The organism is Lysinibacillus sp. RS10, assembly GCF_041956855.1.
Classification (GTDB): Bacteria; Bacillota; Bacilli; order Bacillales_A; family Planococcaceae; genus Lysinibacillus; species Lysinibacillus xylanilyticus_A.
In genome coordinates this window covers 1,820,800-1,843,688 of record NZ_CP167122.1, presented here as the reverse complement: position 1 = coordinate 1,843,688, position 22,889 = coordinate 1,820,800, and the positions used below count along the sequence as shown (strand labels likewise).

Annotated in this window: 18 protein-coding genes and 1 pseudogene; 2 read left to right on the top strand and 17 right to left on the bottom strand. The window is 39.3% G+C overall.

Annotated features, from left to right (window positions below; all coding sequences use genetic code 11):
- Window positions 1-69: 69 nt before the first annotated feature.
- From meaB to ACB089_RS09395, 8 genes are all read right to left on the bottom strand, one after another.
- Window positions 70-1,167 (bottom strand): methylmalonyl Co-A mutase-associated GTPase MeaB, encoded by a 1,098-nt coding sequence (gene meaB, locus ACB089_RS09430; protein WP_374966175.1) that lies wholly within the window; start codon window positions 1,165-1,167, stop codon window positions 70-72.
- The gene (gene scpA / locus ACB089_RS09425; RefSeq protein ID WP_374966174.1) at window positions 1,167-3,320 is read right to left on the bottom strand and encodes a methylmalonyl-CoA mutase; all 2,154 of its coding nucleotides are present in this window, start codon (window positions 3,318-3,320) and stop codon (window positions 1,167-1,169) included. The genes meaB and scpA overlap by 1 nt, the downstream gene beginning before the upstream one ends.
- Complete coding sequence (locus ACB089_RS09420) at window positions 3,317-5,020, bottom strand: methylmalonyl-CoA mutase family protein (RefSeq protein ID WP_374966173.1); 1,704 nt, start codon at window positions 5,018-5,020, stop codon at window positions 3,317-3,319. The genes scpA and ACB089_RS09420 overlap by 4 nt, the downstream gene beginning before the upstream one ends.
- A 120-nt stretch (window positions 5,021-5,140) precedes the next feature.
- Complete coding sequence (locus ACB089_RS09415; RefSeq protein WP_374967534.1) at window positions 5,141-6,484, bottom strand: dihydrolipoamide acetyltransferase family protein; 1,344 nt, start codon at window positions 6,482-6,484, stop codon at window positions 5,141-5,143.
- 300 nt (window positions 6,485-6,784) lie between these two features.
- Complete coding sequence (locus ACB089_RS09410) at window positions 6,785-7,768, bottom strand: alpha-ketoacid dehydrogenase subunit beta (protein WP_368636675.1); 984 nt, start codon at window positions 7,766-7,768, stop codon at window positions 6,785-6,787.
- Window positions 7,768-8,784: a thiamine pyrophosphate-dependent dehydrogenase E1 component subunit alpha gene (locus ACB089_RS09405; protein ID WP_368636674.1), complete on the bottom strand. Its 1,017-nt coding sequence runs from the start codon at window positions 8,782-8,784 to the stop codon at window positions 7,768-7,770. Before ACB089_RS09405 ends, ACB089_RS09410 begins: the two co-directional genes overlap by 1 nt.
- 83 nt (window positions 8,785-8,867) lie before the next feature.
- Window positions 8,868-10,295: a dihydrolipoyl dehydrogenase gene (gene lpdA, locus ACB089_RS09400; protein ID WP_374966172.1), complete on the bottom strand. Its 1,428-nt coding sequence runs from the start codon at window positions 10,293-10,295 to the stop codon at window positions 8,868-8,870.
- A gap of 167 nt (window positions 10,296-10,462) precedes the next feature.
- The gene (locus ACB089_RS09395) at window positions 10,463-11,557 is read right to left on the bottom strand and encodes a Leu/Phe/Val dehydrogenase (protein WP_368636672.1); all 1,095 of its coding nucleotides are present in this window, start codon (window positions 11,555-11,557) and stop codon (window positions 10,463-10,465) included.
- Between the two features lie 310 nt (window positions 11,558-11,867).
- Between ACB089_RS09395 and ACB089_RS09390 the strand changes: the two genes are divergently transcribed.
- Window positions 11,868-12,104: a DUF2627 domain-containing protein gene (locus ACB089_RS09390; RefSeq protein ID WP_068984752.1), complete on the top strand. Its 237-nt coding sequence runs from the start codon at window positions 11,868-11,870 to the stop codon at window positions 12,102-12,104.
- A gap of 148 nt (window positions 12,105-12,252) precedes the next feature.
- Here the strand turns inward: ACB089_RS09390 and ACB089_RS09385 are convergent, their stop codons facing one another.
- The 4 genes from ACB089_RS09385 to ACB089_RS09370 all read right to left on the bottom strand — a co-directional run bounded on the left by ACB089_RS09385 (window position 12,253) and on the right by ACB089_RS09370 (window position 15,633).
- Window positions 12,253-12,978, bottom strand: a complete 726-nt coding sequence (locus tag ACB089_RS09385; protein ID WP_374966171.1) for a glycerophosphodiester phosphodiesterase — start codon at window positions 12,976-12,978, stop codon at window positions 12,253-12,255.
- Window positions 12,971-14,542: a DUF342 domain-containing protein gene (locus ACB089_RS09380; protein ID WP_374966170.1), complete on the bottom strand. Its 1,572-nt coding sequence runs from the start codon at window positions 14,540-14,542 to the stop codon at window positions 12,971-12,973. The genes ACB089_RS09385 and ACB089_RS09380 overlap by 8 nt, the downstream gene beginning before the upstream one ends.
- A gap of 427 nt (window positions 14,543-14,969) precedes the next feature.
- A complete protein-coding gene (locus ACB089_RS09375; RefSeq protein WP_368636669.1) occupies window positions 14,970-15,164 on the bottom strand; it encodes a hypothetical protein in 195 nt (64 codons plus the stop codon).
- A gap of 91 nt (window positions 15,165-15,255) precedes the next feature.
- A complete protein-coding gene (locus ACB089_RS09370) occupies window positions 15,256-15,633 on the bottom strand; it encodes a PH domain-containing protein (protein ID WP_368636668.1) in 378 nt (125 codons plus the stop codon).
- Window positions 15,634-15,859: 226 nt separating this feature from the next.
- On the opposite strand from ACB089_RS09370, the gene ACB089_RS09365 reads away from it, so the two are divergent.
- Window positions 15,860-16,717, top strand: coding sequence for a DUF2935 domain-containing protein (locus ACB089_RS09365; RefSeq protein ID WP_374966169.1), 858 nt, complete (start codon window positions 15,860-15,862; stop codon window positions 16,715-16,717).
- 1,051 nt (window positions 16,718-17,768) lie between these two features.
- Here ACB089_RS09365 and ACB089_RS09360 read toward each other — a convergent pair.
- From ACB089_RS09360 to ACB089_RS09340, 5 genes and pseudogenes are all read right to left on the bottom strand, one after another.
- A pseudogene (locus ACB089_RS09360) lies at window positions 17,769-17,924 on the bottom strand (sporulation initiation factor Spo0A C-terminal domain-containing protein); the annotation flags it as partial.
- Window positions 17,925-18,042: 118 nt separating this feature from the next.
- Window positions 18,043-18,291 carry a hypothetical protein gene (locus ACB089_RS09355; RefSeq protein WP_374966168.1) on the bottom strand — a complete coding sequence of 83 codons (249 nt, stop codon included), beginning with the start codon at window positions 18,289-18,291 and terminating at the stop codon, window positions 18,043-18,045.
- An 836-nt stretch (window positions 18,292-19,127) separates the two neighbouring features.
- On the bottom strand, window positions 19,128-19,703 hold the full coding sequence (locus ACB089_RS09350) for a recombinase family protein (RefSeq protein WP_374966167.1): 576 nt from the start codon (window positions 19,701-19,703) through the stop codon (window positions 19,128-19,130).
- A 656-nt stretch (window positions 19,704-20,359) separates the two neighbouring features.
- The gene (locus ACB089_RS09345) at window positions 20,360-20,704 is read right to left on the bottom strand and encodes a DUF2577 family protein (RefSeq protein WP_374966166.1); all 345 of its coding nucleotides are present in this window, start codon (window positions 20,702-20,704) and stop codon (window positions 20,360-20,362) included.
- Window positions 20,704-22,878: a phage tail tape measure protein gene (locus tag ACB089_RS09340; RefSeq protein ID WP_374966165.1), complete on the bottom strand. Its 2,175-nt coding sequence runs from the start codon at window positions 22,876-22,878 to the stop codon at window positions 20,704-20,706. The genes ACB089_RS09345 and ACB089_RS09340 overlap by 1 nt, the downstream gene beginning before the upstream one ends.
- Window positions 22,879-22,889 lie beyond the last annotated feature (11 nt).

Sequence of the window (22,889 nt, the reverse complement as noted above, 5' to 3'; positions counted from 1 at the left end):
GCTCATCATCTCCTATCATAGCAGTTAGTGACGAATTTGTGCACCTACTTGCTCACATAAAAGATGATATTATTTCTGTGATTGTTCATCGCTAAACAAACGATCCACACCTTGTGTTACTGTCAGCTGTCCATTTAAAATTTGACGTTTGAGAAGTTGTACTTGTGCTTTACGCTCCGGATTACCATAAAACGAATCAATTAACTGGTCAATAATCATCGATTGGAACCAATCTTTCGTCTGATTTTGGCGTCTGATCGACCAGTAATTATTTTCTTCAACAATTTGTCTGAATTCCCCTATTGTACTCCATACTTTGTCGAGGCCACGTTTTTCCCACGAACTTACCGGCATTGCTGTCGACATCCATCCTGGAGTTGCAGGCTGTAAGAAATGTAAGATTTGCTTGTACTCGGATACGGTTTTTTTCGCCAGACGAACATTATCGCCATCAGCCTTATGGACAACGATAGCATCAGCTAATTCCATAATGCCCTTTTTCATGCCTTGGAGCTCGTCTCCTGCACCTGTTAATACTAACAGTAAGAAGAAATCAACCATACCACGGACATACGTTTCACTTTGTCCAACACCGACTGTTTCTATTAAAATGACATCATAGCCTGCTGCCTCACAAACAAGCATTGTTTCACGTGTCTTTTTATGAACACCCCCAAGGGTACCAGCTGATGGAGAGGGACGAACAAAGGCATTAGGCTTTTTCACGAGCTCTTCCATTCGAGTTTTATCGCCTAAAATGCTTCCTCCTGATAAAGAGGAGCTTGGATCAATCGCAAGGACTGCCACTTTTTTTCCCATCTCACAAAGCATCGTTCCGAAAGCCTCAATGAACGAACTTTTTCCTGCACCAGGAACGCCAGTAATCCCAATACGGACACTGTTTCCTGTATGTGGTAGAAGCTCTTGTAGAAGTTCTTGTGCTTGCACTTTATGCGTTACGTTTGAACTTTCAATGAGTGTAATAGCTTTAGACAAGTGTGTACGAGAGCCTGCACGTACTTCTCGTGCAAGCTCCTGTATGTTTAAATTGTCTGCTTTTTTCTTTCGGAATTTTTTCGGTGTACCATATTGCATTCCGTCGTGAGTTGCCTCTACTCCGTCCATAACAAATAGCGCACTTTCTGGCATTCCTTTGTTTTTGTCCATTATTCAGACACTTCCTCATAACCTAGTCGTTTGTAGATTTCTTCAATAATTTTTTGTGCCGATACAGGAATAACTGTACCAGGACCAAAGATTGCTACTGCACCAGCGTTATAGAGGAACTCATAATCTTGTGCTGGAATAACCCCTCCAACAATGATGATGATATCTTCACGACCTAGTTTTTCTAGCTCTGCTACTAATTCAGGAACTAGTGTTTTATGACCGGCTGCTAATGAAGATACACCAATGACATGCACATCGTTTTCTACCGCCATTTGAGCTGCCTCAGCAGGTGTCATGAATAACGGAGAAATATCAACGTCGAAGCCTAAGTCCGCATAACCCGTTGCCACAACCTTCGCACCACGGTCATGTCCATCTTGTCCCATTTTCGCTACTAAAATACGTGGACGACGACCTTCATTTTCAAGGAACTCCTCTGTCATTTGTTTCACTTCAGAAATTTGCTCTTCATCTGAGAAGTTCGCAGAGTACACGCCAGAGATTGAACGGATTACTGCTTTATGACGACCAGAAACAACTTCAATTGCATCGGAAATTTCACCTAATGAAGCACGAGCACGCGCTGCATCTACTGCTATTGCTAATAAGTTTTCTCCACCATCTTGTGCTGCTTTCGTTAATCGTGCTAGATGTTTTTGTACTTCTTCTTCATTACGAGCTGCCTTCATTGCTTCTAGACGTTCGATTTGCTTTTGACGAACTAGCGTATTATCAATGTCTAGAATGTCGATAGGTTCTTCTTTTTCTAAACGATATTTGTTGACACCAACAATCGTTTCTGTTTTAGAGTCGATTTTCGCTTGACGTTTTGCTGCAGCTTCCTCGACTTTCATTTTTGGAAGACCTGTTTCAATCGCTTTCGCCATACCGCCAAGTTCTTCGATTTCTTCAATTAATGCCCACGCAGATTTTGTAATTTCGTCTGTTAATTTTTCCACATAGTACGAACCACCCCATGGATCAATAACTTTTGTCATGGCTGTTTCTTCTTGTAAGAATAGCTGTGTATTACGTGCAATACGTGCAGAGAAATCCGTTGGTAGCGCGATCGCTTCATCAAGTGCATTGGTATGAAGCGATTGCGTATGCCCCATTGATGACGCATTAGCTTCGATTAATGTACGTGTCACATTGTTAAATGGATCTTGCTCTGTTAAAGACCAGCCAGACGTTTGTGAGTGTGTACGAAGTGCTAATGTCTTAGGATTTTTCGGATTAAATGTTGACATCATTTGTGCCCAAATGCGACGAGCTGCACGCATTTTTGCAACTTCCATGTAATAGTTCATACCAATTGCCCAGAAGAATGATAGACGTGGCGCAAAGGCATCGATGTCGATTCCAGCTTGTAGCCCCGTACGAACATACTCAAGACCATCAGCTAATGTATAAGCCAGCTCGATGTCATTTGTTGCTCCTGCTTCTTGAATATGGTAACCAGAGATCGAAATTGAGTTAAATTTTGGCATATACTTCGCTGTAAACTCAAAAATATCTGCAATAATCTTCATAGACATTGCTGGTGGATAAATATATGTGTTACGAACCATATATTCTTTTAAAATATCGTTTTGAATCGTACCAGCTAACTTGTCTGGTGTAACTCCTTGTTCTTCAGCAGCAACGATATAGAATGCAAGAACTGGTAATACCGCTCCATTCATCGTCATAGAAACCGACATTTGATCTAAAGGAATTTGATCGAATAGGATTTTCATATCTTCTACAGAGTCAATCGCTACCCCAGCTTTACCAACATCCCCTGTTACACGTGGATGATCTGAGTCATAACCACGGTGGGTTGCTAAGTCAAAGGCAACAGAAAGACCTTTTTGACCCATTGCTAAGTTACGCTTGTAGAATGCATTTGATTCTTCAGCTGTTGAGAAACCAGCATATTGGCGAACAGTCCAAGGACGAGCTACATACATCGTAGGGTATGGGCCACGTGTATTTGGTGCAATACCTGCAACATCATTTAAATGTTTTGCATCTTTAACATCTTCTTTTGAATATATATCTTTAATTTCAATACCTTCATTTGTCATGAATTTTTCATCTGACGCTTGAGGTGCTTCAGCTACTAAAACTTTTTCGATTTCAACTGCACTAAAATTTGGCTTGCTCATCGTTGGACCTCCTTCATGCTAGCGAACACTGAATTTAATTTTTCAATGATGTTCTGTCCTGCGAAAATAAAGCCGTTTAAGCCATTTGCTAACCAAGCTTCTTCTTCGTCTCTAAACTTACCTGCAACGTCAACAATTACGTTAGCTGGATTACCTGCTAAAATTGCTGGTACTAACTCTTTAGTATCATCATCGTTACCAGTAATCACCACATACGTTGCTTCTGTTGCGTTTAGCCAAGCTAATGCTTCTTCAGCTGTTGCTACTGGTTCACTTTTTTCTGGTACTAGACCTACCGTGTTTAAGAAACCTGACACAAAATCAGCACGTGGTTTTGAACTTTTCAGTGTACCTAATGCTAAAATTCCTGTTTTCACATTTGCAGCTGTCATTTTCATACGTAATTGCTCGAAAGGTACAGCAACTCGTTTAACTTCTGCAAATTGAGGATTTATTTCGCTTTCAAGCACATCTGCTGGGTTAGCATATATATTTGTACCGATTAATGATTGCTTACGCGTTTGTGCCGCCTTGATACGAGCTAGATAAGATTTTTCTAGTTCCTCCGTAAGCTTTCCTGATGCAGTGTAAGCGTCAATGCCTCCAGCTGCTTCTATTTCTATAAATAAAGCCCAAGCTTCTTTAACAAAATCTGCCGTTAATGACTCAATAAAGTATGAGCCACCAGCTGGGTCTGTAACTTTTAAAACGTTTGTTTCTTCTTTTAAAATTAATGATACATTTCGTGCAATACGAATAGATTGATCTGTTGGTTTCGTTAATGCATCGTGAGGGTGAACTGTAAAGACATCCGCACCACCAATTAAGCCAGAAAGCGCTTCATTTGCTGCACGTAATAAGTTTACATAAACATCCAGCTTAGAGAAGCTTCTTAAAGATGTTTCTGCAACAGTAGGGATTTTTACGTTTTCTGTTACACCGTATGCCGATGAGAACGCTTTCCAAAGTACTTTAAAAGCACGAAGTTTAGCAATTTCTGTAAAGAATTGCGTATCAACAGCAAAGGATACATAAAATTTCTTCGCGAATGCTTCAAAGCTTTCTTCTTGATTTGCGTATTTTGCCGCTAATGCAAGTGCATATGCTAATTCCTGCACAGCGTTAGCTCCTTCATTATGATAAACCGTTGTGTCCGCGCCGATCGAGCGCACGCTCGGGAAATCATTTAAAGTGATAGGGTTTTTCGATACGATGAAACCTTTTACAGTTTCTCGCTGATCAACTGTTATTTTGTCGAATACTGCTAATAATGGGTCATTTGAATTCTCAACCGAAATTTTAAACGAATATTCTGAGAAATAATTCGCTAATTGTGCCAATACTTCTTCAGTCCATTCAAAATTTACACGGCTATCAATTGTTACTACTTCATTGCCTCGAGCTAAACTATCATCAAGCTTTGCAAAAAATGCCTCGCTTGAATCAGCATATATTTGTTGAGCCACTCGAAATGCTTGATTATTTTGTAGGGAACGGATTGTGGAAACTTGTTTATCTAGTTCTTCACCAAGTTTTGCTACTAAACTTTCTTGAGTGTAAAGTGGTTCTAATGTAACACCTTCACTTGTTTTCGTTAAAAGAGACTCGAATGGTTTCCCTTTTAAAGCCTTGATTGCTGCATCTTGCCATTCTGAATAGGACGGCTTTTCAAATTCAATATTTTTCATGTTGTTTGACATGCGGACGCTTAATCAGCTTCCCCCCTTAGTAGTTTCTATTTGTTATTCTACATGACAAATTGCGACTGGAAAAGCAAAAAAAATTCGGAAACCGTTATACAACAGGTTTCCGACAAGTCATCAGTAGACTGACGTTGAAGATTTATTTGTATTTTCGAGTATTTCTTTCACTCTATTTAGGAATTTACCACAAACAAGTCCATCGAGAACTCGATGATCTAAAGATAAACATAAATTCACAATATCTCGTGCAGCGAACATGCCACCAGGTAAAACAACTGGTTTTTTTACAATACTTTCCACCTGAAGAATTGCTGCTTGTGGATAATTAATGATGCCCATCGACTGAACAGAGCCGAATGCACCCGTATTATTTACCGTAAATGTACCACCTTGTATATCATCCATCGTCAGTTTTCCAGCACGCACTTTCGCTGCAAGCTCATGAATTTCCTTCGCAATACCTTTAATCGATTTTTCATCAGCGTGTTTTATAACAGGAACAAATAATGCATCATCTGTCGCGACTGCAATGGAAATATTTATGTCATGCTTTTGAATAATTTTGTCCTCTGCCCACATAGAATTCATCATTGGGAATTCCTTTAGAGCTTGCGCGACAGCTTTTACAAAGAAAGCAAAATACGTAATATTAAAGCCTTCTCTTTGCTTAAACTCCGTCTTCATGCTATCGCGATATGCGACTAAATCAGTAACATCTACTTCCATCATCATCCATGCATGCGGCACTTCATGAACACTTCGCACCATATTATTCGCAATGGCACGGCGCACCTTTGTTACTGGAATTTCAATATCACCTGCTTGAAGAGGCTGTGCCGGTGTGGCTGGTTTAGTATTCTCCAGTGATGCAGGTACAGCAACTGGTGTAGGCTGTTCAACAGCTGTATGGACCGTAGTCAATGTTTCAACTTGAGAAGTTGGTACAGTTCCTGCTTCAATCAGTTTCATGAGGTCTTTTCTTGTAATACGACCTCCTTCACCTGTTCCTGTGACTTGATCAAGTGCAATATCATGCTCTTGTGCAAGTCGAAGAACCGCTGGTGAATAGCGAACTTTATCCTGTCGAACTGTTTTTTGCGATACTACCGTAGCTGTTGTTGGTGGCTGAACCTCTTGTTTCTTTTGTACACCAGCATTTAAAATTGCTGTGCTTACTGCTGATTTTTTCGGTGGAGGCGGAGGAGGTAGCTCGCTGTCACCTGCTATTTCAACGCAACAAACGACTGCTCCAACGGGTAATGTTTGCCCTTCCTCTGCAAGTAGTTCTGTAATAACTCCTTCAAAAGAAGACGGAATTTCAGCATTTACTTTATCAGTTACAACTTCTGCTAGTGGATCATATTTTTTTACTGTATCACCTGGCTTTACAAGCCATTTTTCAATCGTACCTTCTGTTACGCTTTCGCCAAGCTGAGGCATTGTAATATTTTGAATCGCCATCATCTATTCCTCCCATCAATTATGCCTAGGCGTAATTGCACCTGACGCACCGCTATAGCATTGACAACGACACTGTTTCACTTACGCGTAGATAAACAATTGTGCAGATTATGACTTATCATAAACAGCTACTAGTTTCATCTCCTATCGCAATTGCTTAGGTAGGTCATCACAGAAACTAGTGAGCAACTTTCATTCCAGTCAAAATCTATTTATCCGTCCGAGGCTTTAACTGTTTCAATAAGTATCCCTGCCACTAAGTGAATAAAAGTACCTATATACAGAAGTTTGCCCTCTGTATTAAAAAGCAGCTAGTTCTCGCATCGCGCGTTCTACTTTTTCAGGGTTGATCATAAAATACTTTTCCATTGTTGGTGCATACGGCATCGCCGGAACATCTGGTCCTGCTAGGCGTTGAATTGGTGCATCAAGCTCAAATAAACAATGCTCTGCAATGATTGCTGCAACCTCACTCATAATACTGCCCTCTTTATTATCCTCCGTAACTAGTAAAACTTTACCTGTTTTACTTGCCGCCTCAATGATTGCTTCTTTATCGAGTGGATATACCGTACGTAGGTCAAGAATATGCGCGGAAATCCCGTCTGCTGCTAAACGCTCCGCTGCTTGTAATGCAAAATGGACAGCTAAACCATACGTAATGACAGTAACATCTTCCCCTTCACGCTTAACATCTGCCTTACCAATCGGTAATGTGTAATCGTCCACTGGCACTTCACCTTTTATGAGTCGATAAGCACGTTTATGTTCGAAAAATAGTACTGGATCCTCATCACGGATTGCTGCTTTTAACAAGCCTTTTGCATCATACGGTGTGGACGGAATAACAATTTTCAATCCAGGTGTTCCTGCAAAAAGTGCTTCTACAGATTGCGAATGATAGAGTGCTCCGTGAATACCTCCGCCAAATGGTGCACGAATAACCATTGGGCAAGACCAATCATTATTCGAACGATAGCGGATTTTTGCTGCCTCAGAAACGATTTGGTTAACGGCAGGCATGATGAAATCAGCGAATTGCATCTCGGCAATCGGGCGCATACCATACATCGCAGCACCAATACCAACACCTGCAATGGCACTCTCTGCAAGAGGTGTGTCAAGCACACGATATTCACCAAATTGCTCGTAAAGACCTGTTGTTGCTTTGAAAACCCCGCCTTTGCGACCAACGTCCTCTCCTAAAATGAAAACACGCTCATCACGTTCCATCTCTTCCTTCATCGCTAATGTAATCGCATCAATATAAGACATCACTGCCATTACACGTCACCTCCGTCCACTGGTGCATATACGTACTTCAAAGTGTGCTCTGGCATTGCATACGGAGCAGCTTCTGCATAATCTGTAGCTTCATTCACCTCTGCCATGATCCGCTCTTCTATTTCAGCACGTATTTTTTCTGTCATAACTCCAGCATCCATTAGATACTTTTCGAATAACAGTACGGGATCCTTTGCCTTTCCTTCTGCTATATCCTCCGCAGTTCGGTATTGACGATCATCATCATCCGAAGAATGTGCCGTTAAACGATAAGTCACTGTTTCTATTAGACTTGGCCCTTCACCGTTACGTGCACGATCTGCCGCTTCTTTGACAACCTTATACACTTGTAACGGACATTTTCCATCAACAGTAACACCTGGCATCCCATAGCCAATACCACGATCTGACACTTTCGCACAGCCTAATTGACGTTCAACTGGCACAGAAATTGCATATTGATTATTTTCTACCATGATAATTACTGGAAGCTTATGAACCCCTGCGAAATTCGCACCTTCATGAAAATCACCTTGGTTAGAAGAACCTTCACCGAGTGTAACAAAAGTAATAAAATCTTCTTTTTGTAGACGTCCCGCAAGAGCTACCCCCACCGCGTGTGGAACTTGTGTAGTAACTGGCGAAGAGCCTGTTAAAATACGATTTTTCTTTTGTCCGAAATGTCCTGGCATTTGACGGCCACCGGAGTTAGGATCCTCTGCTTTGGCAAACGCTGATAACATCAATTCTCTTGGAGTCATTCCAAAATGTAACACAACACCCATATCACGATAGTATGGTGCAATATAATCTTTGTTATTATCGAGTGCAAAGGCCGCTCCTACTTGTGCTGCCTCCTGTCCCTGACAAGAAATAACAAACGGAATTTTTCCCGAACGGTTTAATAACCACATACGTTCATCTAGTCTTCTTGCCATTAACATCGTTTCGAACATTGCAAGTACATCTTCATTTGATAAACCTAGATCCTCATGCTTGATTTGAACATCTTGCATACGAACACCCCTTTCGTATTAAAAAAATACCTAAAGCATTTAAGATTCCTCATGATAATACTTTAGTGATGAAATGTAGAATTTTAAAAATGAATGGCACGATGATCAACTGCTAAAGCTGATTCTCCTAACACCTCATTAAGTGACGGATGCGGATGAATGGCCTGACTAACTTCCCACGGCGTTGCATCAAGTAATTTGGCAAGTGATGCTTCTCCAATTAACTCTGTCACATGTGGTCCTACCATATGAATACCCAAAATATCATTCGTTTCTTCATCAGCAACAATTTTTACAAAGCCATCTGTCTCTCCATTAACTAACGCTTTTCCAATCGCCTTGAATGGAACCTTACCAACCTTCAATGCATAACCTTGCGCTCGTGCAGCACTTTCTGTTAAGCCAATACTTGCAACCTCAGGGTACGAATAAACGCATTTTGGTACCTTTAGAACATCAAGTGGCTCTGTTTTACCCGTTGCAATATGCTCAATTGCAGATAACCCTTCGTGTGAAGCAACATGTGCTAATTGTAAGCCACCGATCACATCCCCTATGGCATACATATGTGATTCCTTTGTTTGATACGAATCTTTGACTTTAATAAACCCATTTTCAACTTCTATCTCTGTATTTTCTAATCCAATACCTTGTGTATTTGCTTCACGCCCTACACAAAGCAATAATTTGTCTGCTTCAAATAATTCTTCCTTATCATTGACTTTTGCAGAAATGAAAACGTTATCATTTTCGATTTTCAAGGTACTCGTATCTAAGCGAGCATTGGTCACGATGCGAACCCCTCTTTTTTCCAGCTGCTTCGTCACTTCTTTTACAATATCTGTATCCTCCGCAGGTAAAATGGATGGTCCATATTCTATGACCGTTACGTAAACCCCAAAATCACAAAGCATCGAAGCCCACTCAATTCCAATAACTCCTCCGCCCACAATTAACAGTGACTTTGGCAGTTCTTCCATTTGCAGTGCATGATCAGAGTTCATCACATATTGACCGTCAACTGTTAGCCCTGCCATTCCTCTTGGTTTAGAACCTGTTGCAACGACAACATTTGTTGGTACAAGCATTTCATTTTCATCACCATTCGCCATTTCAACTGAAATAGTACCAGGCATCGGTGAGAAAATGGACGGTCCTAAAATTCGCCCTGTTCCCTGATAAACGTCTATCTTGCCTTTTTTCATCAGTGTATTCACACCTTGGCTCAATTGCTCAACAATCGCTTGTTTCCTAGCCTGCACTTTGTCGAATTGCAATGTAACCCCTTCAATATTCACGCCATATTCAGCGGCTGTTTTAGTTGCCGTTCGATACACTTCTGCACTTCGAAGTAAGGCCTTACTCGGTATACAACCTTTATGCAAGCATGTTCCACCTAGACGTTCACGTTCAACAATGGCTGTTTTCAAGCCCAACTGTGCAGCTCGAATCGCTGCAACATAGCCTCCTGTACCTCCGCCTAAAATGACAACATCATAATTTTGAGCCATATTGATTCCCCCTTATGAGAAAAATGCTAAAGCATCCTATTCGCTTCAATCACATTGGACTTCCAGATGTGGTCGAGCTTTAGCTTATCTTCAGTGAAGCTATTCATTTACCATTTTAAAGGTAGAAGAAGTCGACAATGCGACTTCTTTCAACTGATATGCGGTTCTTAACGACCGTTTAAAATATTTTTTTCATTTTTTAGGAATTGGCTACGAGACTTTGATACTCGAGCAATACGTTCTTCTGCTAAACGATTAGCCGCTACATATGTCGGGATGCCGTCACGTTTAGAAATAGTGAAGATCTTTTCGATACTATCATAAATGCCTTCAACACGCTTCATCGCACGCTCACTATTATATCCATATAATTCATCAGCTACATTAATTACACCACCTGCATTGATCACATAATCAGGTGCATAAACTATTCCTAATTCATGTAAATAATCGCCATGACGAGAATCTTGTAATTGGTTATTGGCAGAACCAGCGACAACCTTTGCTTTTAGTTGCGGAATCGTTTCATCATTTAAAATTGCACCTAATGCACAAGGTGAGAAAATATCAACTTCCTGTGAATAGATTTCCTCTGGTGCCACAGCAGTCGCACCAAAATCATTCACAACTCGGTCAATTGCCGCTTGATTTATATCTGTAACAACAAGTTTTGCACCCTCATTATGTAAATACTCGCAAAGCTTGTAGGCAACATTTCCTAGCCCTTGTACAGAAATTGTACGTCCCTCTAGTGAATCAAATCCAAATGCTTCTTTTGCCGCTGCTTTCATACCACGGTAAACTCCATAAGCTGTTACTGGAGATGGGTTTCCTGATGAACCAAATGCCGGAGAAATTCCCGTTACATAATTTGTTTCCTCATGAATTAAATCCATATCTGTCACTGTTGTACCAACGTCTTCTGCTGTAATATAGCGACCATTAAGCCCTTGAATGAAACGTCCTAGTGCACGGAACATTTCTTCATTTTTATCTTTAAATGGGTCACCGATAATGACCGTTTTTCCACCGCCAAGGTTTAAACCAGCTGCAGCATTTTTATAGGTCATCCCTCGTGCTAAACGCAACGCATCCTCAATTGCATTTTCTTCTGATGCATATGTCCACATACGTGCCCCGCCTAGTGCTGGTCCAAGTGTTGTGTCATGGATCGCGATAATCGCTTTTAACCCTGATGCTTCATCTTGGCAAAATACCAATTGTTCATAATCATACTTTTCCATATACTTGAAGATTTCCATGAAAACTCGCCCCTTTGCTTTGGAAAGTGCATCCCCAAATGCCCATTCCATTTAAGTAATTATTAATAATCAAAATTGTTTAACAATGGATAATATTGCTCCATTTAATTTTACAATACTGACAATTTCACAATTTCGCAACTATTATTACACTTTCTTGTTTAAGTAAGAATTTTCTAAACATTCAGTTACAGTTACTAGGTTTATATTTTACTTGCAGTAAGGTTCATCCATTACATAGATTTACTAGCTTCCTTGACATTCCAATATCCACAGGTACAATTAAAGTTAGGTATAAGGAGGGACATGCATGGCTCGTTTTGCTGCATTTATTGTAATGCTTATTCCAGGCCTTATGGCTGCAGGTGGCATTAAATTCATGCGTGATACATTATTTGGTAAGCTCATCTCACCTTTCCCATTTTTATGGCTGCAATTCGTCGTTGGCATTATTTTCTTTGTTATTGGCTTTGGCTTTTTCGCAGGATTTTTACTTCATCGCGATCGAAAAAATGGAAAAGTGGCTCCGCGCTTCCAAAAAAAATAAAAATAGCTATCCAAATAAGTCACGACAGACTTACTGGATAGCTATTTTTTTCTTACATATTTTTTTGTAACGAAAGCACAGCGGCAGCTACAAATGTTTTCTGTGCGAAAGCGTAGTGGCAGCAACAATTACGTCGAGATGAAATGGATTAGCGTTGCTGTTTCACAATTACTTTATCTGGATAATCAGTAATCCAACCTATTACCGCTGGATGCGGATTCGTTAAAAATGCTTCATTACCATCAATCGCATAAAAACGACATGCTTTATTACTTGCTACACACGCCTCTAGAAATCTAGGTTTATAATATCTTTTATGCATATGCACGCTATCAATAGCTTTATAATCACTGAGCAAATCCCATTTTAATTTCTTTGTTGCGATAAGTGCTGTTTCATATTCTGGCTTATATTGCTTCACAATCTCCAGTAGCTCGTAGTGAAACGATGAAAAATGGCTGCCTACAGGCAAAGTAAGATCATGAAGCATTTGAATGAGTGCGCTTTTATTATCAAGGACTGTCGATTTTAATTCGATATTTAGGGGTAGCTGTTGCGAATTTGCCCATGCTAAAACTACTTCAAACGTTGGAATTTTATACGTTGAAAATAATCGCCTCCACGGCTTCCCAAGTTTAAAGCTTAGTAGCTCCTCTATCGTACATTCATTCACAAGCTTATTGATGCCAACCAATCTTGACAGCTGTGGATCATGATACACAACCGGAATGCCTTCTTTCGAAAGCTGGATATCTAATTCAATGCCATCTGCCCCTAGCTCTAATGCCTTTTCAAATGCCTTAAAGCTATTTTCAAGTGCATACGCTGAAGCCCCACGGTGTGCAAATACTGGAATGAACGATTCTTTAGACATTCAACTCACCAAATTCAATTAAGAATTTACCATTTGTCATTTTACTTAAAAAAGATGATTTTTTACCAATTTGAATATAGGTACCAGGATGAGCTTCCTTTTTCACAATAATTTCCTCTTTCCCAGCATGACGCATTTCATCCATCGCTAGTTTAATCTCACGATCATTTGTCGCTGCTTCCGCCTTCAGTTTGGCTAAGCCTTGTTTTGTTTCCTCAAATGTAGCTATCTGTTCCTTAGACATTTGGTTAAGGAATGGTAGTAAGCTTTTAATTTTCGCCTCGTGCTCTGAAATTTCTAATTGCAGTTGCTTAAGATGCGTTGCCTTCCCTTGTATAACGGAATAGCTTTCCTGTTTATTGACGCTTTCGATGATTAATTCAGTTCGACGCTCTAAACGATTCCCAGAGATGGCAGTGACGATTGTATTCTTGGCTACTGCACGACCACCAATTATTTTCCCTTTTCGTTCGTCCACATAGATAGAATGTGCAGAGAGCTGTGATCCCAATGCATAAGATCCTATATGAATACTGTCAGCCGCAACTAAATTCGCCTCATTAACATGCTTGACGAAAATATTGCCGCCTGCCTCTACAAGAGTTGATCCTAGGCCAAAAATTCCTCCTCGAATGTAGACATCACCTTCAATGGATTTAATTAGTTTGGCACCGCTTACACCTTCAGCACCCTCAATGGAAATATCTCCAGTAGCAATGACTGTATAGCCTGATATAACTGTTCCTTTTATGCTAAGAGAGCCATTAAATTCGAGATTCCCTGTTTCAACGCCAACATCTCCATGAATTGGCAAATGTCTATTAACACCAATCATGCCCTTAACATCATCTAATACACCAGCTATTTTCGAACGGATGACAACTTTTCCATCCTCTTCCACTTCATAAGCTGATTTATTATCGTACCGTATAGGAAAATCTCGACCTGGTACAGCATCCATAATTTGGCCTAGTACATTTTGTCCTGGTTTACCTAATGTCGCTGGGATTTTCTCGCCTAGCCATGAACCCTCGGAAATTTCAGAAATAAAGTTCATGTCATAATAATCAGCTTTCCCATCTTCGCTAATTACCGGCTTTCTCTCGGGTTTAGGTAAATATGTAATTTGTGCATCGGTTCCTGTTACAGGATGTGTTCCTTGAGCAATTAAAAATGCTTTTCCTGGCTCAACCTTTGAAATATCGAAATCTAAAATTCCGTGGACAATTCCTTCGTTTTCGAGAGTTTCCAAAATTTGCTGAGTCAAATTTTCTTTATTCTTTAAAATAAAATCATGTGTTTCATTTATAAATATAGAGGCAGACATTTTATCTCGTGCAATTTCTGCTTCTACATTAGGAAGCCAGCGACCAATTTCAACAGCGCATGTATTTGCTGTTGCTAAAACATTCTTTAATATTGAAAAATTAGACAATTTAAGTCGGGGATGACTTCGTAAAACACTATCAAATTCTTTTAATGGGAAACCAGCACTGTATGTAAGTATAAATACCTTGCCATTTTCTTCAGATAATTCGAAGTTATCATTTCGAACTAGTATCAAGCTACCTCCTCCTTCCTTCTAACTGTAAGTATATACAATCTATTTACATTTGTTTAGAGACAATTGTCACTACTGATAAAGAAAATATGCCTACTTTATCAATAAAACACCTACTTACCCATTCCATTTTCCCTACCATTATTAGTCAATATAAACTATAACGAAGGTATATTTTTACTTTTTATTCAAAATTTCACCTTTATCGCTACAGGGAATCATTGTGAATAATAGGGAGATTTACTAAATCATACATTAATTCATACGATATATAATCTTTCTATCATAATTTTTATAACCCTGCATACGTCTTCAATACTAGAAATACACATTATAAACAGACGTTTTAAATGAAAAAACATTAAGGCTACGGGTTATTCCCTCTTGTCGTAGATGTAGTAAGTTTTCACCATCAGTACTCGATGATTCATTATAAACCTGGAGGAAAAAAAGTCTCAATTCGAATATGACCGCCTAGTTGTTCCACATCTAGAAGTTGATCTCGCGTCATATAGTAAATGCTCATGCTTCCGTTAATTCCTAGTCGAACTTCAAATAAATTATTCTCTACCTGCGTTATCTCTAACGAATTGTTTTCGTCAAGTTGAAAGTTTACGCTTTTCATATATTATCACCTCGTTCAATTATAACGGATTACTAATCAATAAAAAGGATCAACAGCTTATATGCAAACTGTTGACCGTTAAAATTTATAACTAACCTAATACATATTCTGCTAATACACTTTGAACTTTATAGATGTTAGTCGATTTATTAAAGTGTTTCTGTATGGGTATCTGACTACTTGAAACCCAAATTTTTAATTCAGCATCTAAATCGAATGTTCCCGCAGTTTCCACTGAAAAATGAAGAATATTCTTATATGGGATTGAATGATATTCCGTTTTCTTGCCTGTTACTCCTTGTTTATCGATTAAAATAAGTCTTTTATCCGTAAAAATAAAGGTATCCCTTATAATTTTATATGCATTTTTAATTGTCTCATTCGGTATTAATAAATCTTTCACTTCTTCCTGTAATTTTTCAAAATTTACTTCGCTTGCATTACCTATTAATCCATCAAATAACCCCATTTCAATTCCCCCTTCAAATGTTCATTCTTTATTTAAAATATGAGATTAATTTCCCATAAATTCAATACGCTACAGATAATCTCCAAATGTTTAAAACTTGATCATAAGCAGGAAACATCGATAAGGAAAATTGAAAGTTCCTTAATACGCTTATTCCTGTAAGTATATTTAAATCGCTGTGATAATAAGTATAAAAGGATTGTATTATTTACGAGGGGGTATTGGAATGAGGGGAGATGAATCCTTTTTACATGCTGATACTGGTGTTACTTCCGAATTATTTGTTGAGCGATCTTTAAATGAAATTCGTTTTTGGTCTAGAATTATGAAAGAGCATTCACTTTTTCTAAAATTAGGATTTAGAGCAGAAGATACTCAACTAATTCAAGAAGCTAATCAATTTTATAAATTATTTGAACAAATTGAGCAAACTGCACATGTATTCACCAATCAAACTGATCCTGAACGAATTAGAAGATTTAACACAGAAGTCCAGCAAGCTACAACTAGTATTTATATGTTTAAACGAAAAGTGCTAGGTCTAATTTTGACTTGTAAAATGCCAGGAGCAAATAATTTTCCGCTACTAGTTGATCATGTAAGTAGGGAAGCTAATTATTTTAGAAAACGATTACTCGAATTAAATGAAGGTAAATTGAACGCACTGCCAGACGCTATTATTAAAGAAAATGTATTCTTCTTAAGGATTATGACAGATCATGCTAAATTTATTGGTCATTTACTGGATCCATCCGAAAGAAAATTAGTTGATATCGCTCGAAATTTTAGTAATGATTTTGATCAATTATTGTTTCAAGCTAAAGATTTAGAATCTATGAGACCACAATCTCAAACAGTTCCTCTTTTGGATCAATTTCTGGATCAAAATCGTGTATCGGTCTCATCTCTTAGAGACTTTAAGAAGACAGCACGTGATTTAATTGAACAATGTAGAATAAAAAGTATCATACATCCCCTATTAGCAGACCATGTTTTTAGAGAAGCTGATAGGTTCCTTGAAATAATTGATATGTTTGATGCACATCTTACTAGTAGTACACCACAACCCGGTAATAGTAATTAAGAATACTATAAAACGTTCACTAATATTGTCAATAAGTTTAGTGACAGGTGGTTGGTGACAAAACTTAATATAGATTAACAGGCGTGTTGTTTTTAGCTTAGTCTCCTTTCTATTCTTTTTTCTTGGTATAGGATGTAAGTTAAAGGATCTATTTTAACCTTTTCGACAATCTGACAATAATCCATCTCACCAACTATAGGACTTGTGCATAAAATTTCACACAAGTCCTTTTGTTATGCTCTCACTTTGACCCGAGAGCAGTCCTGCCATCAAGTATCCTTCAATCCCCTACTCGAATCATCTGAACGCTGATCTGCGGGACTTAACAAAGCACACCAACTCTGACGGAACAATGTCTAACAGCTCACCAATCTGAGAACCCGTATCAAAAATCAAACGTGCTACTATCCAATCTCTGTACTGGTCAAACTTTGTCACATCAAACGATTTAAAGAATTGCTTTTGCTGGTTATCCTCTAGCATGACTTTCATTTTCCGCTCAGGCTTCACATTCTTAATGTTCTTCATTGGATTAGTACGAATCACTTGCTCTTGATACAAGTAAGAAAAAAACACTTTGATATTTTGAGTATAATTCGAAATCGTACTATTCGATATTTTCTTACCAAAATCTTCTCAAGCCTTTGGATTGTTATTTGCTTTGTCATTGCCCGTCATTTCATATTTGCCACGCTCAGATAAACTTCGCAAATAACTTCTCTAATGCTCTGCCTCTACATGCGTAGGTGAATCAATTTCAAATTCATCAAACATCCATTTTGTATATAACTTTAAGGTTTGCTCATATGACTTCATTGTTTTTACATCTTAGCTCTTTTGCCGCAACACAATCAAGCATAAAACGGTCTATTCAATATCGAAATCAGTCATAAAAAAAACACCTCCATGAACGGGATTTTCCCCATAAATGAATGTGTTTCATAGTTTAATTCAATTAATTAACATTAGTTATATAAATTCAGTAGTTAGTTGGTATAAATTCAATGAATTCTCTCTAAATAAGTCCTGTAATCCCTTGTGGCTCTAACGTTTAACTAGCCATCATGTCGATACGAATCTTGTCCGCAATCATGGCGATAAATTCACTATTTGTCGGCTTCGACTTTAAATGATGTACTGTATAACCAAACATCGACGAAATCGATTCATAATTGCCACGATTCCATGCGACCTCAATGGCATGACGTTTTAGATAACTCTTATATAGCGAAAATTTACCGGTCATTCTACCGGAAGCCTTCGCAGTTTTACACGACTTATATTTACCGATTATTTTACGCTAACACTCTGCAATTGTAAACTACTTACTTACGATTTAAATACTCATATTTACCTAACGCCTTGAATAAGGAGACGATACCCTTTTTAACTCTTCCTGTCGCCTCAATAGTACGTAGCATTTCCATATAAGCAGCGGATTCATGGCAAGAAAATATAGTTGTACCATCGTCCCCAAACGCGAATCCATCGTCCAAAAGTCTAATTTCATGTAAATGTTCGTATATTCTAGAAATAGAATAACCCGAAAATGATGACATTTCTTTTACATCCATCTTCAATTTAACTCCTTGTTCTATTACCGGTAAATATTATTTTTAGCGCTGAACCAAACTATACATTTCCCGCGGATAAATTGCAACCCCTAAATTTCACTCAAACCCTTGATACGACTGCGTTGAAAGCGCGTCACCTATCATATGAGTAGTTCCTGTTGCGTTAGTTTTACGTCAGACGATTCGAGACGACCAACTATACGATTCAACGATTCTCGATACGTTTGACAGCGCTGAATATTAACCACCCGAGTTTAAAAAATTATAGCGAAAATTTCTGAAGTCAAAAAATAGCTCGAATATTAAACTAAAGCACCCCGTTAGTTGAAACATCTAAATTTCTGTTCCATTTGAGAGTCTCTTTTTAATAACAAAATAAGTTACTACTCCTAAGCTAATATAGATTATTAACATACTACTACCCAATATCGCAGAGTATTTATATACATCATAAAGACTGTATATACTTAGTAAAATATAGATTGTTAAAAACACAAGTCCTTTCTTTCTGCTTTTCAAAAAAACTGAGGTAAAAATAGCCAAAACTATACTAACGACTGCCAACTGAAATAAAATGAGTATTGTGAACATCAAAATATTATTATCCATTACACCAATCCCCCTACATGACTTCTACAAATGAAAGCAATTTTCCTTGTTCCGCTAAACTGCTCCGTTAGTTGAATAGTAACAATCTTTTAGAAAATTATCCATTATTTTTCCAAAACGAAAAAAAGTTGTATATAATGTCAGAGCAGCAGAAAGCGCCATTCAGAATTAAGGCCTTTGGGGGTCACGCAATTTCGACGCAAAAAAAAACGATCAAGCGCGTTTGCTCAATCGTTAATTAATTCGTTTTCTTTTCGTTTTCTTTTTTCTCTCGCTAAAGTTGCGACTGAAATTCCCGTCCTTGCTTCGACTTCTTTATAACTATTCGATTCCAATAGCTGCATAGCATTGTCTAAGTGTTTCTTGTCGAATTTCTTTGGTCTGCCTTCGCGGAAATCATCGCGCTGCTTTGCGATTGCTTTGCCTTCTTGCGTTCGTTCAATGATTAAATTGCGTTCCATCTCTGCCACCGCTAGTAAGGTAGTGAGGAAGAAGCGCCCCATAGTCGTATTCTCCAGGAGTCCTACGTTAAGTACATGTACGCGCACACCGCGCTCGAATAACGCCTCGACAACATCGATACCTTCTCTAGTGTTACGTGCTAATCGGTCTAGTTTCGTTACTACTAACGTATCACCTTCTGCTAACAACGCCATAACTTCATTAAATACCGGTCGATCCGTCTTAGTACCCGTAAACTTCTCTTTATAGATTTGCGTACAGCCTTCCGATTCTAACAACTGAATTTGCGACTCTAAATCTTGTGCTACCGTTGATACCCGAGCATATCCGTATTTAGCCATTATACCGCCCCTAACTTTTGATAATAAGTTTTGATAACGTTTATAAGGCTATCTTATCGCATCGGTAAAACGTTGTCAATACTGTTAAGTTTTGATAATGCGAGAGTGTCTAGAATCTTTGCGTTAAAATAGCGTCATACTCGACCCCCTCGAGTTTCAGACCGCCCCGTCCAATCCGACTGCCTGCCCGCTGTAATCTGCGTTAACATTACGTCATCTCACTTATGTAAATCGTAATCATTCCGACTTTCTTCTATTATATGCAACGCAAAACTAACGCGCCTTTATAAAGTAATGTGACGGATTATGCCGATTACAAAACGGTGATAATCGTCGAGAATCAAAGTGTTTTAAGAGCGCGTGCATTTCCGTCATCTGCCCGATAAACTAGCGTCGAAAATGCGTTAAAATCGGAACTAATGGGAACTACGAAATTTGAGTTTCTTCTATATAGTGCGTCGATTTTGCGTTACTTCCCATCGCTATCATTTGTAATCGGACATATTCGGCAATGCTAATTTCGAGTTCCTTCTATATAATGCGTCAATTTTGCGTTATGTCCGATTGCGATTATTTGAAATCGGAGTTATTACGCACAATTAGGCATAAAAAAAGACGGCAAGCAACGCTGTATAAGCCGATGCCTGCCAGTTTGTTTATTCGTCTGATAAAGATAATAAAAAGAGTAGCTGTTGACTTTCTACCTCGTAGATTAGCACTCGAGCCCCTACTTTTAGCTTATTGTCATGCTCGATTGTCACACGCTGACCGTTTATAGTGACGGTTTCACTGTACGGCTTTAGTTGCGGGTTGCATATGATAATTTCGTCACCGACGTCGATGGTATCGGCATCAATACGGATTTTAAAGTTAGGGTGTTCGCTAACAACCGTCGCTTGGTGAATAGTGCCTCCTCGGTTATAGCCCATAAATTGAATGACACTTAATAAGCGACTAATTCCATCACCTTCTCTGACTAATTCTGGCTTAAATCCATTCATCAGGACACACCTCGTTTCTGTAAAATACCTGATACTAATTGGTCAGCAATTTTACGAATGTCAGCTTCTTCGCGGATCGTTACTCCGTTCATCGAAATATTAATATCTCCGAAACCACCGTTTCCGCCGTTGCTGTCCGAATACTCTCGGTTCTCCTTCGCAGTCATAACGCGCTCGCCTTTGTGTAGTCGGGCAGAATAACCGTCATATGGCACTGAATCTAACCCGCTGTAATGCGATTTCTTTCCACCTTTTTTGCCCTTTCCTCCACCAGCACCTATAGCGTCGCCTATGAATGAAACTGTCGAGCTGATTCCGTTCGTTATCCAGTCAGGTAGTTTTACGGAACCGATAAATCCGATAAAATCCTTTACATACCCGTAAGCTGTCGAAATCCATCCGCTCAATGTTTCGAACCATCCTTGCACGATAGCTAGCGCGCCAGAGAATCCATCTAACGCATTTTTAACGCCAGTTAGGATAAACTCGACAAATGGCGCTAAAACGTTGTCCCACATCCATTTGATTACTGCAGATACCGTCTCGAATAATATCGCTATTCCGGCTAAAATTGGCTGAGCAATCGACCATAAAGTCGAAAATAGCTGTATCAAAAACGAAATAGCTGGCGATATGATGTTGTTGAATACCATAACCGCGATGTCACCGAGGATTTGTAGCCAGCTCCACAATCCGCTCAGTACCGGGCCTATAATCGTCCAAGCGCTCGTTAGGATGTTCGAAATTGTGGACCACGCTGTAGTAAACGCTGAGACTAGAGTTTCAAACGTCGGCTGTAATTGTGTTACCTTTTCGGAAATCCACGTAAAAACTTCCATTATTTTCGTTTTTACTGCATCAAACGAGCCGTCTCCGAAGATATTATCGAATACCCCACCAACGCCACCAGTTTTAAATGCGTTCATTAGTTCGGAAACTTTCGCTTTAATTCCGTCAACAACTGCATTTATTTTAGTTGCGATATCTGGAGGAAAAAGCGCATTTATTAGTCCAGTTGAACCGCCTGATTTAAATGCGTTCCATAGCTCGGATACTTTCGATACTATGCCATCGATAGCTCCTCGGAAAGCTTCACTATTATCATAGAGCGCCTTGAATCCGACTACTGCTGCGGCTATTCCTGCGGCGATTAGCGATATTGGATTCGCAAGTGCAGAGATAACGCCAACGACTGCTAACGCAGCTACAAAGGTGGCGAGTGCTCCTGCCGCATACATGATCGGTTCTCGCCATTTTACGAATAGATCAAACAGTGCGATTGCTTTGTCGGTCAGTTTGCCGAGCATTCCACCCAACTTGTTACTGAGCGCTTCGGTATCAATTCCATCAAACATCTTATTAAGTCGCCGCAAGAAGTCTCCTAATTTCGTGTTACTTTCCATCCCCATATTTTTGAAGAACGTTTGCGATTTTTCTTGGAGTTGTGACCACAATCCTTTGGTTGTATTCCCCATCTTATTAACCATTTCATCTGTTACACCCATTTTGGTTAATAATTTATCTAAACCAGCTATCTTGGTAGACAAACCGTCCATCTTAGTAATCTTTTGTAATTCTTTTTTATCTAACCCTACTGCCTCATACATCGAGGTATAGTCCCCTTGCATAAGCTCTTTGGTTGAGAATGAGGCTTGCTGTGTATCCACGCCAGAAAAGGCTTGAATACGTTCAACTAGACCCCAAACTTGTTTGAGTTCATCAACATTTTTACTAAGTCCTAAGAATGCCTTTGAGTTTGATAGCATATCTGTGCTGTTTAATACTGGACTTTCTACAGCAGCCTTCTGAACCATTTCGAGATACTTTTTAGCCTGCTTATCATCACCGATCATTCCGCTAATTGCCATTGCGTTTTGCTCATAGTTTGCTGCGGCACCAATCGTTGATTCGAATAGTTTAGCTGCCCCATTTGCTCCAACGTAAGCCCCCGCGATACCAACTAATGCGCCTTGCATACCTCGCAGAGATGCGCTCAATCCGTCTGAGCTTACGCGCAACGACGAAACACGCGTTGAAAAACCTCCCATTTGGTTAGATGCCGAAGATGCCGCGCTTCCTAGTCGTCTAGTAGCCGATTGTGCCTTCGACATACTTTCGCTTGCCGTTCGTCCTGCGCCAGTCATACGATTCATCGCGTTGAGTATTCGGCGCAATTGCGAACTTC

Excerpts from the sequence above, each read along its gene's own strand:
- ACB089_RS09390 (WP_068984752.1), top strand. The coding sequence starts at position 11,868 with ATGGCTCGTTTTGCTGCATTTATTGTAATGCTTATTCCAGGCCTTATG.
- ACB089_RS09415 (WP_374967534.1), bottom strand. The coding sequence starts at position 6,484 with ATGGCGATTCAAAATATTACAATGCCTCAGCTTGGCGAAAGCGTAACA.
- ACB089_RS09420 (WP_374966173.1), bottom strand. The coding sequence starts at position 5,020 with ATGTCAAACAACATGAAAAATATTGAATTTGAAAAGCCGTCCTATTCA.
- ACB089_RS09345 (WP_374966166.1), bottom strand. The coding sequence starts at position 20,704 with ATGAATGGATTTAAGCCAGAATTAGTCAGAGAAGGTGATGGAATTAGT.
- ACB089_RS09375 (WP_368636669.1), bottom strand. The coding sequence starts at position 15,164 with ATGAAAAGCGTAAACTTTCAACTTGACGAAAACAATTCGTTAGAGATA.
- ACB089_RS09405 (WP_368636674.1), bottom strand. The coding sequence starts at position 8,784 with ATGCAAGATGTTCAAATCAAGCATGAGGATCTAGGTTTATCAAATGAA.
- meaB (WP_374966175.1), bottom strand. The coding sequence starts at position 1,167 with ATGGACAAAAACAAAGGAATGCCAGAAAGTGCGCTATTTGTTATGGAC.
- ACB089_RS09410 (WP_368636675.1), bottom strand. The coding sequence starts at position 7,768 with ATGGCAGTGATGTCTTATATTGATGCGATTACATTAGCGATGAAGGAA.
- ACB089_RS09350 (WP_374966167.1), bottom strand. The coding sequence starts at position 19,703 with ATGGCTAAATACGGATATGCTCGGGTATCAACGGTAGCACAAGATTTA.
- ACB089_RS09365 (WP_374966169.1), top strand. The coding sequence starts at position 15,860 with ATGAGGGGAGATGAATCCTTTTTACATGCTGATACTGGTGTTACTTCC.
- ACB089_RS09395 (WP_368636672.1), bottom strand. The coding sequence starts at position 11,557 with ATGGAAATCTTCAAGTATATGGAAAAGTATGATTATGAACAATTGGTA.
- ACB089_RS09370 (WP_368636668.1), bottom strand. The coding sequence starts at position 15,633 with ATGGGGTTATTTGATGGATTAATAGGTAATGCAAGCGAAGTAAATTTT.
- ACB089_RS09355 (WP_374966168.1), bottom strand. The coding sequence starts at position 18,291 with ATGGATGTAAAAGAAATGTCATCATTTTCGGGTTATTCTATTTCTAGA.
- lpdA (WP_374966172.1), bottom strand. The coding sequence starts at position 10,295 with ATGGCTCAAAATTATGATGTTGTCATTTTAGGCGGAGGTACAGGAGGC.
- scpA (WP_374966174.1), bottom strand. The coding sequence starts at position 3,320 with ATGAGCAAGCCAAATTTTAGTGCAGTTGAAATCGAAAAAGTTTTAGTA.
- ACB089_RS09385 (WP_374966171.1), bottom strand. The coding sequence starts at position 12,978 with ATGTCTAAAGAATCGTTCATTCCAGTATTTGCACACCGTGGGGCTTCA.